The organism is Herbaspirillum sp. Her3 (assembly GCF_057961275.1).
This window is the reverse complement of record NZ_CM176328.1, coordinates 3,326,555-3,341,707: the sequence shown is the minus strand read 5'-3', so window position 1 is coordinate 3,341,707 and position 15,153 is coordinate 3,326,555. Positions and strand designations below refer to the sequence as shown.

Below are 15,153 nucleotides of genomic sequence, written 5' to 3'. Positions count from 1 at the left end.
CTAATCTCCTTGAAAGCTTTCCGGTGTTTCTTGATGGGTGATGGACAGCAGTTTTTCAACGCGCAGGGCGTATTGGCCATTGGACTGGCCGTAGCTGCATTCCATCACCGGCACGCCGTCAACCTGTGCCTCGACGGTTGCATTGGTCTGCAGCGGAATGACGTCGCCGACCTTCATATGGAGCAGGTCGGTGAAGTTGACGCGGGCGGTGCCAAAATTGACGATCAGTTCGACCTCGGCAGTCTGGATCTGCTGCTTCATCAGGCGGATCCAGCGCTTGTCCACTTCCAGCGCCTCGCCCTGCATGCTGCTGGTGAGGCGGTCACGCACCGGCTCGATCATCGAGTAGGGCGTGCAGACGTGGATTTCGCCCGACACCGGCCCCAGCTCAACGGTGAAGGTGGTCGAGACCACCACTTCGTTGGGCGTGGCGATGTTGGCGAACTGGGTATTCATTTCCGAGCGGATGAATTCGAATTCGATCGGATAGATCGGTTCCCACGACTTGGCATAGGTTTCGAAGGTGATCTCCAGCACGCGCATGATGATGCGCTGCTCGGTGGGCGTGAATTCGCGGCCTTCGATGCGGGTATGGAAGCGGCCATCGCCGCCGAACATGTTGTCCACCAGCATGAACACGAATTGCGGGTCGAACACCACCAGCCCGATGCCGCGGAAGGGCTTGATGTGGACCAGGTTCAGGTTGGTCGGCACCACCAGGTTACGGATGAATTCACTGTACTTGGACACCTTCACCGGACCGACCGAAATCTCGGCGGTACGGTGAATGAAGTTGAACAAGCCGATGCGGAACAGACGCGCGAAACGCTCGTTGATGATTTCCAGCGTGGGCATACGCCCGCGCACGATGCGTTCCTGCGTGGCCAGGTTGTAGGTACGTACCGTACCAGGAGCTTCTTCGACGATTTTTTCTTCGTCTTCATCTCCCGTCACGCCCTTCAAAAGGGCATCGACTTCTTCCTGTGATAGAAAATGCTCGGCCATGGTCGACGATCTCTGACTTCGATGCGGTGTTACTGCTGTTGGATCACGAACGAGGTGTAGAACACGTCGGTGATCTGCGGTCCCTTGCCCTTGCCCGAGAACGGCTCGCCCAATTGGTCGATGATCTCGTCGGTGAGCCTGCGCTTGCCTTCACTGGTGAGCAGCTCCGACGCCTTCTTGCTGGACAGCACCATGAGCAGGCGACTGCGCACCTGGGGCATGTACAGTTTCAGGGCTTCGGCGGTCTGGCCGTCCGGCACCTGCAGGGTCATCGCCACTTGCAGGTACTGGTCGCCGTTTTCCTGCTGCAGGTTCACCACGAAGGGTTCGATCACCACGAAGGTCGGTGCCTTGGCTTCGGCCTTCTCGTCGCCATGATCCTCACCCTTCTTGCCCTTGCCACCCATCATCATGAAGGCTGCCGCACCGCCGATGACCAGCACCAGCACTGCACCGACGATGATGAACAGCATCTTCTTGCTCGACTTGGCCGGCGCAGCCTCTGCTTCAGCTCCCTTGGCAGGGGCTTTTCCTTTTGTTGCCATCTACTATTCCTTTCAGTTCGTCAGCGCGGGTTGCAGGGATATCTGCTTATCGGCAGGAAAATCACATTGTTGAGTCCTGCGCGGACGAAAATTGCTTATCTTATAAGTTTTCGGTGCCGGCTGCTTACACGAAGGTATCGACCAGGCCGAGTCCGCTGGAGCTCGCGGTCGCGGTGATCGTGCCACTCAGGGCGGCATCGCCTTCCTGCTCCTTGCCGAAGTTGCCGGAGCCGCCACTGCGCGCCTGCTGCTGGCCGTTGCCGGCGCCTTGCTGCTGGTTGGGCATGCCGGTCTGGACATTGGCCTGGCCAAGCTGGATGCCGGCCTGGTCCATCATTTCGCGCAGCTTGGGCATGGCCGCTTCCAGCGCCTGCTTCACTTCGGGCTGGGCGGTGATGAAAGTGGCGTCGGCCTGCTGGTTGTGCACGTTCAGCACCACCTGCATCGGACCGAGGTCGGGGGGATTCAGGCTCAGCGAGGCGCTTTGCATGCCGGCCGTGGCCATCCAGGTGATCTTGGTACCCAGCGCCTGGTTCCAGCCGGCACTGCCGACGTTGGACTGGATCTTGTCGCTGTAGGCCGGGGCAAAGACGGCTTGCGGCGAATTCAGTGCCGCAGTCTGCTGCATGACCGGCAGCACCACCGGGGTCGGGGTGGCTTGCGCGGACTCCTGCCTGGCCGCAGCAGGGGCGATGATCTCGGGGGCGGTCTTGCTCAGGTGGGCACGGGTGGCCAGGGCAGTCGCATCTTCCTTGGGTTCGGCCTTGACGGCGGCGGACAGGTCGATGGCCGGCTTGGCTTCTTTGCCGTTGCTGGCGTGCGGTTCCGGATTGGCTTCTTCGCCGGTCTTGTGGGCTAAGGCGTTGGCGGCAGCGTCTTGCTTGCCGCGCGCGGTGGCCAGGGCGTCCTGCAGGGCGGCCGGGTCGATCTTGCCTTCCTTGCCGGTGCCGGCCAGGGCTTGCTGCTGGTCGGCCAGGGACAGCTTGCCGCTGCCGCGCTTGGCCTGGGCCAGCAGGTCGGCCTCGCTGCTGTCGCCCTTGGCCTTGGCGTCGACGGGCTTGACCGCGTTCTGGGCGATGTTGGCCACCAGCGCCAGCAATTCGGCCGAGGCCTGGGTGGTGGTATCGCTGCTGTCCTGATCCTCGTCCTTGTCGCTGACCTGGCTGCTCTTGTCGCTGCTGTCGCTGGCACTGCTCTTGTTGGCGCTGCTGGCCGTATTCTGGGCGGGCTGGTTGTTTGCCGACTGGTTGGCGGCGGCCTGTCTGGCCGCAGCCTGGGCATCGGCGGCCTGGTCGTCGGCGTTCTGCTGGGCCTGGCGCGCCTGCGCCTGGTTGTCTTGCGCGCGCGTGCTGACCTGGCTGTTGAGCACCTGGTTGAACGGCACATCGGCCGAGAAGCTGTCGGCCGTGTTGCCAGAGCGCGCGCCGGTGGCGGCCTGGGAGCCGGTAATCACGTTCAGTAGCGGCAGGGAAGTGTTCATGATGGTGGCCTGTCGGTAAATGCGATGTGCTGCTCTAGGATGCTCTTTGCGGTTCTCTGCTTGCGCGGTATCGGTATTGCCTGGCTGGCCGGAGTCAGCGGTCAGCGCTTGTAGAAGCTGATGCGGGCAGCATGCTCGTCCATGGACTTCTGGTCGCGTTTGTTTTCCTTGCGCATCTCCTGATCCCGCGCGCGCGTGGCCAGGGTGTCGTAGGACATGCGCTTGCGCTCGCACGCCTGCCACGCAGCACGGGCTTCGGCCACACGCTGCTGGCTGGTGCGCACCACGTCGACCTGGCCATCGATGGCGGTATCGATCTTTTCCAGGAACAACTGGAAATTGCGATAGGCCAAGGCCGTCAAGCCGTTGGTGAGCGTGTCCTGGAAGCGCGCGGCGTAATCGTCGCGGTATTGCTGCAGGATACCCAGCTTCTGCTGCGCTTCTTCACTCACGCGAATAGCCCGCCCGAGGCGTTTGGTCGCTTCGTCGGTCTCTTTGGTCGCCAATTCAATCAGCGTATCAAGTGCGGAGGGAGTAGCCATGATCACTCTGATTATATTTTTGAGGATGCGCGCTCAATCAACCGAATAGAGCGGTAAGTTGCCTCAAGCTCTCTGATACATCGGCTTGTTCGTGGATGCCTTGCTGCAAAAAGGCCTCCATTCTTGGCAACAGGGCAATAGCTTCATCCAGGATCGGATCGCTGCCGGCGGCGTAGGCGCCCACGCTGATCAGATCGCGGTTGCGCTGGAAACGTGAATACAATTGCTTCAGATGGCGCGAACGGCGCTGATGGTCGGCATCGGTGATGCTGTGCATGGCGCGGCTGATGGATTGTTCGATATCGATGGCCGGATAGTGGCCGGCCTCGGCCAACTGGCGGTTGAGCACGATGTGGCCGTCCAGGATGGCCCGCGCCGCGTCGGCAATGGGATCCTGCTGATCGTCGCCTTCGGTGAGCACGGTGTAGAAGGCGGTAATGGAGCCGCCGCCTTCATCGCCATTGCCGGCGCGTTCCACCAGCGCCGGCAGCTTGGCGAAGACCGAAGGCGGGTAGCCTTTGGTGGCCGGCGGTTCACCGATGGCCAGGGCGATTTCACGCTGGGCCATGGCATAGCGGGTCAGCGAATCCATGATCAGCAGCACGTCCTTGCCCTGGTCGCGGAAATACTCGGCAATGGAGGTGCAATAGGCCGCGCCCTGCAGGCGCATCAGCGGCGGCGTATCGGCCGGCGCGGCCACCACCACCGAGCGCGCCAGGCCTTCGGTGCCGAGGATCTGTTCGATGAATTCCTTCACTTCGCGGCCGCGCTCACCGATGAGCCCGACCACGATCACGTCGGCGCTGGTATAGCGCGCCATCATGCCCAGCAGCACGCTCTTGCCCACGCCCGAGCCGGCGAAGAGGCCCATGCGCTGGCCGCGTCCTACGGTGAGCATGGTGTTGATGGCGCGAATGCCGGTGTCCAGAATATCGCGAATCGGCGCACGCCCCAGCGGGTTGGCGGCCCGTACGGCCAGCGGGGCCGAGCGTTCGGTGTGCAGGGGGCCGAGATTGTCGAGCGGACGGCCGGCGCCATCGAGCACGCGGCCCAGCAATTCGTCGCCTACCGGCAGGCGACGGCTGTGCTCGTCGGCACGGCGCGGGGTGAAGCTGATGGGACCGGTGCGCGGCGGCGGACGTACCGGTTCGACCGGATAGACGCGGGTGCCGGGGACGATGCCTTCGACGTCGCTCTGCGGCATCAGGAACAACCGTTCATCCTGGAAGCCCACGACTTCGGCTTCGATCATCATGCCGTTGGGCAAGGGGACGTTGCAGGGGCTGCCCACCGGCAGCTTCAGTCCGACCGCTTCCATCACCAGGCCGGCCACGCGCGTGATGCGCCCGGCCGTGCGGGTAGGCTCGGCCATGGCCACCAGGCTGCGACAGTTGTGCAAGTAGGCTTGCCACAGGCTGCTATGGGAAGGCATCGGGGAGTTCATGCGGGTCTCCCGTTCAGGTCGGTATCACGTCGGGTAAATCATTCCAGCCAGTCGAGCTGCTTGGACAGCGACTCGCCCAGGCGCTGCCAGCGCGTCTGGGTGGTGGCATCGATCTGGTTGGTGCGGGTTTCGACACGGCAGCCGCCGCGATCGAGCTGGGCGTCCTCCTCGATCTTCCAGCCTTGCTGGGCCAGTTCTTCGCCCAGGTGTTCGCGCACCAGCGCGGCATCTTCCGGGTGCAGCGCCAGGCTGGCCGGCAGTTGCAGCACGGGCAGGGCGTGAATGGCGGCGCTCACGGTGGGCAGGATGAGCTCTGGGCGCACGTTGAGGGCCGTCTTGAGCATGGACTTGGCCAGGTCCAGCGCCAGGTCCAGCATTTCCGGCGCCATCTTTTCGCTGCACTGCGAAACCTCAGTGCTGAAATTGACCGCGATCTGGCGGAAGTGCTGGATGATTTCGTTGACTTCCTGCTGGCCTTGCTGGAGTCCGGCCACGTAGCCTTCGGAACGGCCGGCCTGCAGGCCATGTTCGCGGCCTTCGGCAAAGCCTTCCTGGCGGGCGGCTTCGCGGATAGCGTCGAGCTGTTCGGCCGTCAGCTGGGGCACCGGGGGCGGTTCCTCGAGGAATTCCTCCTCTTCAGGCAGCGGTTCGGGCTCCGGCTCGGGCTCCTCGTTGAAAGACGCCAGCTCCCAGCGCTGGTAGGGCGTCATTTCTTCCTTGGGAATGATCTTTGCACGCATGGCTTCTTTGACTCCTCAGGCCGGCATGCCGACGGCATCCTGCATGGACCGCTTCAAACGCATCAGATGAACGCGTCCTCGCCCTTGGCGCCGAGCACGATCTGGCCTTCGTCGGCCAGGCGGCGCACGATCTGCAGGATGGCCTTCTGTTGGGCATCCACTTCGGACAGGCGCACCGGTCCTTTGGATTCCAGGTCTTCCTTCATCATCTCGGCCGCACGCTGCGACATGTTGGCGAAGATCTTGTCGCGCAGGCCTTGCGAGGCACCCTTGAGGGCCACGATGAGCGACTCGGACTGGACTTCGCGCAGCAGCAGCTGGATGCCGCGGCCGTCGATGTCGATGATGTTCTCGAAGACGAACATCTCGTCCATGATCTTCTGCGCCATGTCCTCGTCGTAGGAACGCAGGTTGTTCATCACCGAGGTCTCGTTCTCGCCGGACATGAAGTTGAGGATCTCGGCTGCGGTACGGATACCGCCCATCTGTTGCTTCTTGAGGCTTTCGTTGCCGGTCAGCAGCTTGGTCAACACATCATTGAGTTCGCGCAACGCGGCCGGCTGCACGCCGTCCAGGGTTGCAATACGAAGGATGACGTCGTTGCGCAAACGTTCCGTGAAATTGTTGATGATGCCGCAGGCATGGTCGCGCTCCAGGTGGACCAGGATGGTGGCGATGATCTGCGGGTGTTCGTTGCGGATGAGCTCGGCCACCGACTGTGCGTCCATCCACTTGAGGCTTTCAATGCCGGAGGCATCGCGTCCGCCCAGGATGCGGTTGAGCAGGGAGGTGGCCTTGTCGTCGCCCAGCGCCTTGGTCAGGACACTACGGATGTATTCATCCGAATCCAGGCCCAACGAAGAGGCCTGGCCGGTCTCGGCGACGAAGGCTTCCAGCACTTCGTTGATTTCTTCGAAGCTGACGTTGCGCAGCGCCGACATGGCCGCGCCCAGCTTCTGAACCTCTTTGGGGCCCAGGTATTTCATGACTTCGGCGGCCTCGTCCTCGCCCAGGGCGAGCATGAGGATGGCACCTTTCTGAACGCCGTCGTTACTCATTGTTCACCCATGACTTGATGATGCTTGCCACCAGCTTCGGATCATTCTTGGCCCACTGCTTGGCGGTTTCCAGATTGGCCTTGTACTGGGCACGTTCGTCCACTGCCGGTTCGCCGGAGAGGTTGACGATGGCGTCCGGATCGTCCGGATCGAAGCCGGCGGCGACCGCTGCGGCAGCGGCGGCGGCTTCGGCCTCGGCCTTTTCCTTGGCCAGGCGTTCGCGTTCTTCGCGGCCCGACAGCTTCCAGACGATGGGGCGCAGGACACGGAAGTAGAGGAACAGCAGGACCGCACCTACCAGGATGTACTTGCCGATTTCCTTGGCCAGCTCGATCATGCCCGGCTGCTTCCAGAGCGGCACTTCCGGTTCCATGTCGGTGCTGAACTGGGTATTGACCACGTTGAGCGAGTCGCCGCGATCCTTGTTGTAGCCCATTGCTTCCTTGACCAGATCGGTGATCTGGTTGCGCTCGGCCTCGGTCAGCGGGCGCATCACGATCTTGCCCGTATTGTCCAGCGTGCGCTTGTAGTTCACCACCACGGCCACCGTCAGGCGGCGCACGCCGCCCATGGGTTGCTGGGTGTAGCGGACCGTCTTGTCGACCTCGTAGTTGATGGTCTCGTCCTTGCGCGAATTGCCGCTGGCTGCAGGCGTCGGGGCTGCTCCATTGGGCGTGGCCGCGCCGGTCTGGTTGGCTGCGCCATTGGCGGCGGCCGGATTGACGATCTGGGCGGTGGCCGGGGCAGGGGGCTGGTTGGTCAATGCGCCGGGCACGCCAGAGGTGCCGGAGCTGGCGCTATTGGCCTCGCTGCTCTGCTTGCTGCGAACGGCGGCGGTGTCTTTGGTCTGGTTGGGCTTGTAGGCTTCGGAGGCCTGTTCCGAACGCGAGAAATCGACATCTGCCGTGGCCTCCGCGCGCACGTTGCCGTTGCCGACGATGGGGGCGATGATGGATTCGACGCGCTTGACGATATCCTGCTGCATGTCCTGGACATACTTCAGCTGGGTGGGGTCAAGCGTGTTGGTCTGGGCTTGCTTGGTGGTGTCGGAGAGCAGGTTGCCGTTCTGGTCGACAATGGTCACCGCCTTGGGCGAGAGCTCGGGCACGCTGCTGGCGACCAGGTGCACGATGGCGCTGACTTGCTGCTGGTCCAGGTAGCGGCCGGGATAGAGGCTCAGGATCACCGAGGCGGTGGGTTTTTGCTGGTCGCGCACGAACACCGATGCTTTGGGCAGGGCCAGGTGCACGCGGGCGGTCTGTACCGAGGAGAGCGACTGCACCGAGCGCGCCAGTTCGCCTTCGAGGGCGCGCTGGAAGTTGACCTGTTCCAGGAACTGGGAAATGCCCAGCTTCTGGTTTTCCATCAGCTCGAAGCCGACGTTGCCGCCCTTGGGCAAGCCTTGAGCGGCCAGTTTCAGGCGCGCGTCATGCACCATGTTCTCGGGAACCAGGATGGCCGTGCCGCCTTCCGAATACTTGTAGGGCACGTTCATCTGCTGCAGCGAGGCCACGATGGCGCCGCCGTCACGGTCATTGAAATTGGAAAACAGGACGCGATACTCGACCTTCTGGCTCCACAGCCAGATGCCAGCCATCAGCGCCAGGGTGGCGGCGGCGGCGATGATGAGCAGGATACGCTTGCCCTGCGGCGAACGGGCGTAACCCAGCATGCCGCCCTGGGCGGACTGCCCCTGGGGCATGCCCTCGATATTGCCGAGTTCGCCCGGATTGTTGGTTTCGCCGGTCATCGTGCCGTCGGCTGCTACCGCCATGATTTCCCCTCTGGCGTTCCCTCGATTGCCAGCTTGATAAAGACTTTGATCACTGCCTACCTTTGTGAGGTTTTTTGCTCAGTCTGGATTGTCCGTTGGCAGCGGGAATTTGATCGTCCGAACAGAATGGCAAATTCCCCGCTTATTGGTGCGTTTTGTCAATGCGCCAGTGTTAATGTGCTGCTGTAGATGGCGGAGGTGCGTATTGCGCCCTTGCCAAGGCGGCAAAATGAACTCATGAGGTGGGAAATGGCGATCGACAGCGTGATTGATACCAGCAAGATCGAGGCAATGGTGGCCCAGTTGAAGGCGGCCGCAGCGCGCGCCCAAGGCGGCGTGGACCCGGTCCAGAGCAGCGTGGCGGCAGAAAAGCCGGCCCAGCGGGTGGACTTTGCGGACGTCCTCAAGGGGGCGATCGATCAGGTCAATGATTCCCAGCAGAAAGCCGCCAAGATGTCGCAGGCCTTTGCGATGGGTGATGATAACGTGAATTTGTCGGATGTGATGATTGCTTCACAGAAGGCCAACATCTCCTTCCAGACCAGCATCCAGGTGCGCAACAAGCTGGTCTCGGCGTACCGGGACATCATGACCATGCAGGTGTGACGTTTCCTCTTCTTGGCGGACCCTGGTCACGGGTCGGCAAGGTATGAAAAAACACCCCGGCAACCGGTTATCCGGTTGCCGGGGTGTTTTGTTTTCGGTACGCCGTTGAGCCAGGGTGCCGGCTTACAGCATGCCCGAGGCCTTGGCGTTCTGTTCGCGTTCCAGCTTGGTGATGAAGCGCTGGATCGCTGCCAGTACGGTGCGCGGGATATCGATGAATTGCAGGCCGAAGCGGTTGACCACCTTGCCGTTGGTCATCTTGAATTCCTTGCAGTCGCGCACCTGCAGCTTGACCGACACCAAGGTGTTGTCGCCCAGTTCCAGCTGGCAGTCTTCATAAGTGGTGCCGATGGCGGTGGGGAGCAGTTTCTTTTCGTCGGTAATGCCGACACCGCCGGCGCTGATGTTGTTGAGCAGCGTGATCACCGTGATGAACGAGCCGTCCGCCTGGGTGATGCGGAAGGTGCAGCGCAGGGGCTTGGCGATCGGGGTCGGAATGCGGAAGTACTCGCGCCGCTGCAGGCGCACCAGGCTTTCCGGGATCTCCACCTTCAGTGCCGGGCGGTTCTGGTACTCGACCTGGCGCGCGCCGTCCACGGCGAAGGTGATACGAATGCTGTTGTAGAGCGCTTCGAAGTTGATGCGCTTGCTGCTCACGATGCTCTCGTTGAGCATGGCGCTGGGCGCTGCGTCGATGATGAGCGAGTCGTCATCGGCATCAACTTCCAGAATGGAAGTGATCACGGATTCGGATCCGCCCTTGATCAGCAGGCTCAGGAGCTGGTTCTTCTCCATCATGCTGGTCAGCAGGGCAATGATCTCCCGCCGTGAATGAACCCGGTATGGGCTGTCGTCGTCGATCTCGTCGTGGTTGGCCATCTGTGAGTGCGTCTGGTACGTCGGAATTCAGCGAGTTGGATCGCTTTCCCCTGAGGACTTATTTGAATAGTTTGACCCTGTATCATACATCACTGACCCGCTTAATTGCATATTTTCAATACGATATAGCCAGGCCAGCAATTCGGCTACGGTGCGATACAGCGCGGGGGGGATTTGCTGGTCCAGTTCGACCTGCATCAGCAGCGAGACCAGCTCCTTGGACTCATGAACGTAGACACCCGCATCGCGCGCCCGCGCGATGATGGCCTCAGCCACCAGGCCGCGGCCCTTGGCCACCACCTGGGGTGCTGCCTGGCTGGCGTTGTAGGCCAGGGCCACGGCATTTTGCAGCGGAATGTTAGGTTTCTCCATCAGCTTGCTTGACGATCAGGGAGTCGAGGGAGGTGCCGGCGGCGGCCATGGCATTGGCAAAGAGGCTGCTGTTGCCGCGCAGGGCGGAGGTGGCAGCTTCGCTATCGGCTTTCACCTGCACGTGGACCTGCTGGCCGATCAGGCGGATCGAGGCCGACACGCTTCCCAGATGGGCGAAGTTGAAGCGCACCACACTGTGCCAGGAGGGCGGGCTTTGTTCCTCGTTGGTGCCAGAGGAGGGGGAATCCTGGCCATGTTCCTGGTTGATTTCCCATTCCATCTTCTGGCCGGGCCACACCTCGCCATGCCAGACCACCCGTTGCTGTTCCAGCGCGTTGAGCTGCAGGTTGATGATCTGCCCCAGCTGGTTTTGCGTCGGATCGCTGTCGCTGAGCAGGTTGATTTCGCCGCCGTTCTGTGCAGCCACCTGGGCTTGCGGTTCCTTCATCAGTTCTTCGGCGGGACGCTGGCCGGCCGCCCAGGCGGCGACGTGGGATTCGTAGAAGACACCGCTGTGGCTGATTCCATCCTTGAGCGCCGCAGCCATCTGATCCACCGGGAGCCCGGCCTTGGGCAGCAGCGGGGCGGGGGCGCTGATGTGATCGGCCACGTCGCCTTGTTGAGAAGCGTGCAGCAAGGTATCGATCAGGCGAGCGGCGTTGCTCAGCGTAGTAGTCGTGCTGGCGGGCGCCCCCGACTGGCCCTGGTCCGCGCCTTTGGCCTGGGTGTTGACGGCGACGTCCTCGTGCTGGGCGATCTGGCCGGCACCGCTCTCGTCACGCGTGACGAACTGGAGCGACTTCAGATCCTTCTGCATGGCGCGTCCGGCCGTGCTCAGGGCGACCGAGGCGCTTTCCTCGTCGGGGCGGATACTGTTTTCGTGGACGGAGAAGGTCGGGCGCGGGTCTTTGGAGACCAGTGTCAGGGTCAGCGTATCGCCGACCTTGGCGCTGTTGGGCAGCACCATGCGCGCGGCCGTATTGGCGATGCGCACCAGAAAGGTGCCGTCATTGAAGTTGGAGAGGATGCGGCCCGCCATTTGCTGGCCCACCGCAATCTGGGCCAGGCGGCTGAAGGCTTCCTGCCGCGCGTCGGCAACCGAAACGACGGCGGTGGCCGCTTCGACGGGATTGACGGGCTGGACGGCGCTGGCGATATCGGCCCGCGGCAACATGGTCAACTACCCATGCCGTAGGTATTGAGCAGCTTCTGTTCGGTCTGGTTGCTTTGGATCAGCGCCGACAGCTTGCGCAAGCCGGGTTCGGTGAGGTTGCGGATGTCGCGGTCGTCTTCCAGGATCTTCTTGATGATGTCGACCTTGCGATGGCGCAGCGGCTCGGGCAGGGTAACGTTATCCTCGCTGTCGCGCAGGCTGGCAATGTGCTTGCCGCACTGGGCTTCCAGCGCCGCCAGCAAGTCCCAGTCGCCGGCGCGGGCGGCCGAACGCATCTCATCGGTCAGTTGCGAGATGGACTCGTAGATGGCGATGATCTCGTCACCGTTCATGTCAGTCAAGCCTTTGCAAAGCTGGTGTGGGAGGAGTCCTGCAACATGGTCATCTGCGGCACCGCCTGGGCGGTATTCGGGCCGATCTGTTCCCAGGCCGAGCGGATGTCGTCCAGCAGTCCGTGGATCTCGTCCAGGATGGCCGGATTGTTGGTGGCGTTGGCCTCGAACAGGCGGCGGCTCATGTATTCATACAGCGAATCCAGGTTGAGCGCCAGTTCGCCGCCGACCTCCTTGTTCAGGCTGGCGCGCAGGCCATTGTCAATGATCAGGATGGCCTTGGTGATGGATTCGCCCTTGTCCTTGATGTTGCCCTCGCCCATGGACTTCTTGCCCAAGGCTATGGCCACCAATGCGCCGTCGAAGAGCATGGTGATGAGCTTGTGCGGGCTGGCGGCGATCACGCCGGTTTCCACCCCGATGTTGGCGTAGGCATTGGCCCCGCGTTTCATGCTTCCGAACATGCCGTTCTCCTATGTTCGCGGTAACGCTTCAACTGCTCTTGGCCAGGCTGGCCAATTGCTGGGTCAGGTAGCTTTGCGTTGACTGCATGCTGGCCAGGGTCGTGTTGAGCCGGTTGAACTGATTGGTGTAGTCATCCTTCAGATTGGACAAACGCTTCTGCACCGTGGTCTGGCGATCCTGGTTGATCTTCAGACTGGCCTGCAGGCCGTTGGTCTTGGAGGCGATGATGCCGCTATCGCTCAGCAGACTCGTCATCAGGGTCTGCAACTTGGTGACGATACCATTTTTGGAGGATGTAGTGTTGGTCGTATCCGGATCGGTGCCAGTGAAGAGATTGGCAATGCCGGCGAAATTGTTGGTGGTCGCCGTGGTCAGCTTGGCAGAGTCCAGTGCCAAAGTGCCGTCCTTCTGGAAGCTGATGCCGATGTCGGACAGGCTGCTGATGCCATTGCCACCGTCCACGCTGGAGAACAAGGTGTTGCGCAGCTGGTTCATGATGGTCTGCACCGAGGACTCACTGGCCAGCGGGGCCGAGGTGTTGGCCTGGCCCAGGGTGGTGGAGGGCGTCTGCGCAGTCATGCCGGCTACCGCCTTGGCCAGCGTGTTGTAGGCCGTCACGAAACTGTTGGCGGCGGTGCTGATGCCGGAGGTATCGTTGCTGATGTCCAGGGTGAAATTGTCGGACGAAGTGGTGACCTTGGAGAGGTTCAGCGTCACGCCGGAAATGACGTTTTCAACCTTGTTGCTGGTGCTGGTCACGGTCACGCCGTCGATGGACAGCTTGGCATCCTGGGCCTTGAGCAATTGGCCCATGCCACTCATGGTCAGGCCGGAATAGTCACCCGTGCCGGTCAGCGACACGGCGGCCGTGGCGCTGCTGCCGGTGGGCGTGAGAACCAGGTGGTCGTTGGTGCCATCGTTGCTGATGGAAGCGGTCACGCCGGCGCTGGCGCTGTTGATGGCGCTCATGACCTGGTTCAGGTCGATGTTGCCGCTGCCGTTGGCGGTCGGGTTGATGGCCACTGTGGTGTCGCCCACCTTCAGGCTCAGCGCGCCGGAGCTGTAGGTCTGGCCGGTGGTGACGTTGGACGAGATGACCGTACCGCTGGTGTCGGCGTTGAAAACCGAATAATTGCCGGTGCCGGTAATCTTGATGGTATTGGCCGCGCCGCTGTCCTTGGCCGTAATGACCAGGTGGTCGTTGGTGCCGTCGCTGACGATGGAGGCGTTCACGCCCGCATCGCTGCTGTTGATGGCGTCACGCACGCCGGCCAGGGTGTTGGAGGCGGGCTGGATGATGGCGGTGGAGCCGGTGCCGGTCTTGATGGCCAGGATGCCGTTGTCGAAGGTGGTGCCTGGCGCGATGGCGCCCGAGCTCAGTTTTTCCGTCTGCGCCAGTTGCGACACGGCCACCGAGTAGGTTCCCGAGGCCGCTTTGGTGGCGTCACGCGGGGCCTGGATCTGGGTCATGGTGCTCGACGTCGAGCTGGACGGATCGTAGGCGAACGCGGACAGGCTGTTGTTGGCGCTCACCTTGATGGTGTTGGCAGTGCCACCGGTGTTCGACTCCAGCACCAGGTGGTCGCCGTTGCTGTCGGTGGTGATGGAAGCGGTGACGCCGGCCTTGGAGGCATTGATCGCATCGCGCACGCCGGCCAGGGTGGAATTGGCTTGCAGGGTGATGAAGGTGGGCGAATTGGTACCGATCTTGATGGCGATCGAATCGCCGGCGTTATAGGTCGTGCCGCTGCTGACCCCGGCCGACTGAATCTTCTGCGCCAGGATCTTGGTCGAGTCGTCGCTGTTGACGTCGGCTGTGAATGGATCGGTTGTCAGGTTGCTGCCGGTACCGGCATTGGTTACCGAGCTCTTCTGGGAGCTGAAGCTTGCAGTTGTCATCGCCTTGAGCGCCGTCTGATAGGTCGACAACGCGCCTTTGAGGCTGCCGTAGGCGGAGATGAGGGTGTTGTAGCTGCTGGCCTGGGTGGTCAGCGGTGTGAGCTGTGACTGGCTTTCAGCCGAAATCAGCTGGCTGACGAGGGTGGAAACATCGAGCGGGCCTGCCGATGTGGAAATGGTGCCGGTGGAAGTCGCCACGGTTCAACTCCTGAATCTTTGCGTGAGGCACAGCGCTGTGCAATGGTCCAGCGCGGTCAAGAGGAGATGGGCTCTCAAGTACGGCGTCGGGGCAGAGGAGGGACGCTGTGCGGGATAACTATGTGAATCCGTTATGAACTGGGGTAGCCGAATCCGTCATGCGCAATGAGCGAGCACTGACGCATGCGGTTTTCGAGCCACTGCAGTTCGTACCAGACTCGAGGGAAACTCAAGCCTTTTCCTTGATCAGCAAGCCTTGCATCTTGTCGATCGATTTGGCGATGGCGATCGCTTCTTCGCTGGGAATCTGGCGAATCACGGTATCGGTTGCCGTATCTACCACCTTGATGATGGTCTTGCCGGTATCCTGGTCTTTGGAGAAATTCAGCGCGGCAGCATTGGCGGCAGCAAAATCGTTCAACTTGCCCACGGCGTCGTTGACTTCGCTTTCGGTTGCGCGGCGGGCCTCCGGGGTGGCCGCCGGTGCGACCGTCGATACCACGGGATCGGGCTTGTCAGCCGCCTTCGGTGCTGCGTATGCAGTACCGGAGTCGCCAGCAGCGGTGATATTAAGTGGGGCAATTGACATGGTACTACTCCCTTCCTTAAAGGAACGTGCGGAGAATAAGGACTATCCCCC

General features: G+C 61.9%; 16 protein-coding genes. 1 reads left to right on the top strand and 15 read right to left on the bottom strand.

Annotated features, from left to right (window positions below; translation table 11 throughout):
* The 8 genes from fliM to fliF all read right to left on the bottom strand — a co-directional run bounded on the left by fliM (nucleotide 1) and on the right by fliF (nucleotide 8,588).
* A complete protein-coding gene (gene fliM, locus ACVC5H_RS15175; RefSeq protein WP_489618663.1) occupies nucleotides 1-1,005 on the bottom strand; it encodes a flagellar motor switch protein FliM in 1,005 nt (334 codons plus the stop codon).
* Between the two features lie 29 nt (nucleotides 1,006-1,034).
* Complete coding sequence (gene fliL / locus ACVC5H_RS15170) at nucleotides 1,035-1,550, bottom strand: flagellar basal body-associated protein FliL (RefSeq protein ID WP_338719281.1); 516 nt, start codon at nucleotides 1,548-1,550, stop codon at nucleotides 1,035-1,037.
* A 124-nt stretch (nucleotides 1,551-1,674) separates the two neighbouring features.
* Nucleotides 1,675-3,030: a flagellar hook-length control protein FliK gene (locus ACVC5H_RS15165; protein ID WP_489618662.1), complete on the bottom strand. Its 1,356-nt coding sequence runs from the start codon at nucleotides 3,028-3,030 to the stop codon at nucleotides 1,675-1,677.
* A gap of 101 nt (nucleotides 3,031-3,131) precedes the next feature.
* On the bottom strand, nucleotides 3,132-3,572 hold the full coding sequence (gene fliJ, locus ACVC5H_RS15160) for a flagellar export protein FliJ (RefSeq protein WP_489618661.1): 441 nt from the start codon (nucleotides 3,570-3,572) through the stop codon (nucleotides 3,132-3,134).
* Nucleotides 3,573-3,609: 37 nt separating this feature from the next.
* Nucleotides 3,610-5,016, bottom strand: coding sequence for a flagellar protein export ATPase FliI (gene fliI / locus ACVC5H_RS15155; protein ID WP_489618660.1), 1,407 nt, complete (start codon nucleotides 5,014-5,016; stop codon nucleotides 3,610-3,612).
* 38 nt (nucleotides 5,017-5,054) lie between these two features.
* Nucleotides 5,055-5,756: a flagellar assembly protein FliH gene (fliH, locus tag ACVC5H_RS15150; RefSeq protein ID WP_489618659.1), complete on the bottom strand. Its 702-nt coding sequence runs from the start codon at nucleotides 5,754-5,756 to the stop codon at nucleotides 5,055-5,057.
* A gap of 62 nt (nucleotides 5,757-5,818) precedes the next feature.
* Nucleotides 5,819-6,814: a flagellar motor switch protein FliG gene (fliG, locus tag ACVC5H_RS15145; RefSeq protein ID WP_006462657.1), complete on the bottom strand. Its 996-nt coding sequence runs from the start codon at nucleotides 6,812-6,814 to the stop codon at nucleotides 5,819-5,821.
* A complete protein-coding gene (gene fliF / locus ACVC5H_RS15140; protein ID WP_489618658.1) occupies nucleotides 6,807-8,588 on the bottom strand; it encodes a flagellar basal-body MS-ring/collar protein FliF in 1,782 nt (593 codons plus the stop codon). Before fliF ends, fliG begins: the two co-directional genes overlap by 8 nt.
* 249 nt (nucleotides 8,589-8,837) lie before the next feature.
* On the opposite strand from fliF, the gene fliE reads away from it, so the two are divergent.
* Complete coding sequence (fliE, locus tag ACVC5H_RS15135) at nucleotides 8,838-9,194, top strand: flagellar hook-basal body complex protein FliE (RefSeq protein WP_008328197.1); 357 nt, start codon at nucleotides 8,838-8,840, stop codon at nucleotides 9,192-9,194.
* A gap of 123 nt (nucleotides 9,195-9,317) precedes the next feature.
* Here the strand turns inward: fliE and ACVC5H_RS15130 are convergent, their stop codons facing one another.
* The 7 genes from ACVC5H_RS15130 to ACVC5H_RS15100 all read right to left on the bottom strand — a co-directional run bounded on the left by ACVC5H_RS15130 (nucleotide 9,318) and on the right by ACVC5H_RS15100 (nucleotide 15,102).
* A complete protein-coding gene (locus ACVC5H_RS15130) occupies nucleotides 9,318-10,073 on the bottom strand; it encodes a flagellar brake protein (RefSeq protein ID WP_489618657.1) in 756 nt (251 codons plus the stop codon).
* 27 nt (nucleotides 10,074-10,100) lie between these two features.
* Nucleotides 10,101-10,445, bottom strand: coding sequence for an EscU/YscU/HrcU family type III secretion system export apparatus switch protein (locus tag ACVC5H_RS15125; protein WP_489618656.1), 345 nt, complete (start codon nucleotides 10,443-10,445; stop codon nucleotides 10,101-10,103).
* Nucleotides 10,432-11,619 (bottom strand): flagellar hook-length control protein FliK, encoded by a 1,188-nt coding sequence (gene fliK, locus ACVC5H_RS15120; protein ID WP_489622707.1) that lies wholly within the window; start codon nucleotides 11,617-11,619, stop codon nucleotides 10,432-10,434. Before fliK ends, ACVC5H_RS15125 begins: the two co-directional genes overlap by 14 nt.
* A gap of 2 nt (nucleotides 11,620-11,621) precedes the next feature.
* Nucleotides 11,622-11,951, bottom strand: a complete 330-nt coding sequence (locus ACVC5H_RS15115; RefSeq protein WP_489618655.1) for a flagellar protein FliT — start codon at nucleotides 11,949-11,951, stop codon at nucleotides 11,622-11,624.
* A 5-nt stretch (nucleotides 11,952-11,956) separates the two neighbouring features.
* Nucleotides 11,957-12,415: a flagellar export chaperone FliS gene (gene fliS / locus ACVC5H_RS15110; RefSeq protein ID WP_489618654.1), complete on the bottom strand. Its 459-nt coding sequence runs from the start codon at nucleotides 12,413-12,415 to the stop codon at nucleotides 11,957-11,959.
* A 28-nt stretch (nucleotides 12,416-12,443) separates the two neighbouring features.
* Complete coding sequence (fliD, locus tag ACVC5H_RS15105) at nucleotides 12,444-14,513, bottom strand: flagellar filament capping protein FliD (RefSeq protein ID WP_489618653.1); 2,070 nt, start codon at nucleotides 14,511-14,513, stop codon at nucleotides 12,444-12,446.
* A gap of 229 nt (nucleotides 14,514-14,742) precedes the next feature.
* Entirely contained in the window at nucleotides 14,743-15,102 is a 360-nt protein-coding gene (locus tag ACVC5H_RS15100) for a flagellar protein FlaG (protein WP_338719299.1), read from the bottom strand.
* Between the last annotated feature and the right edge of the window lie 51 nt (nucleotides 15,103-15,153).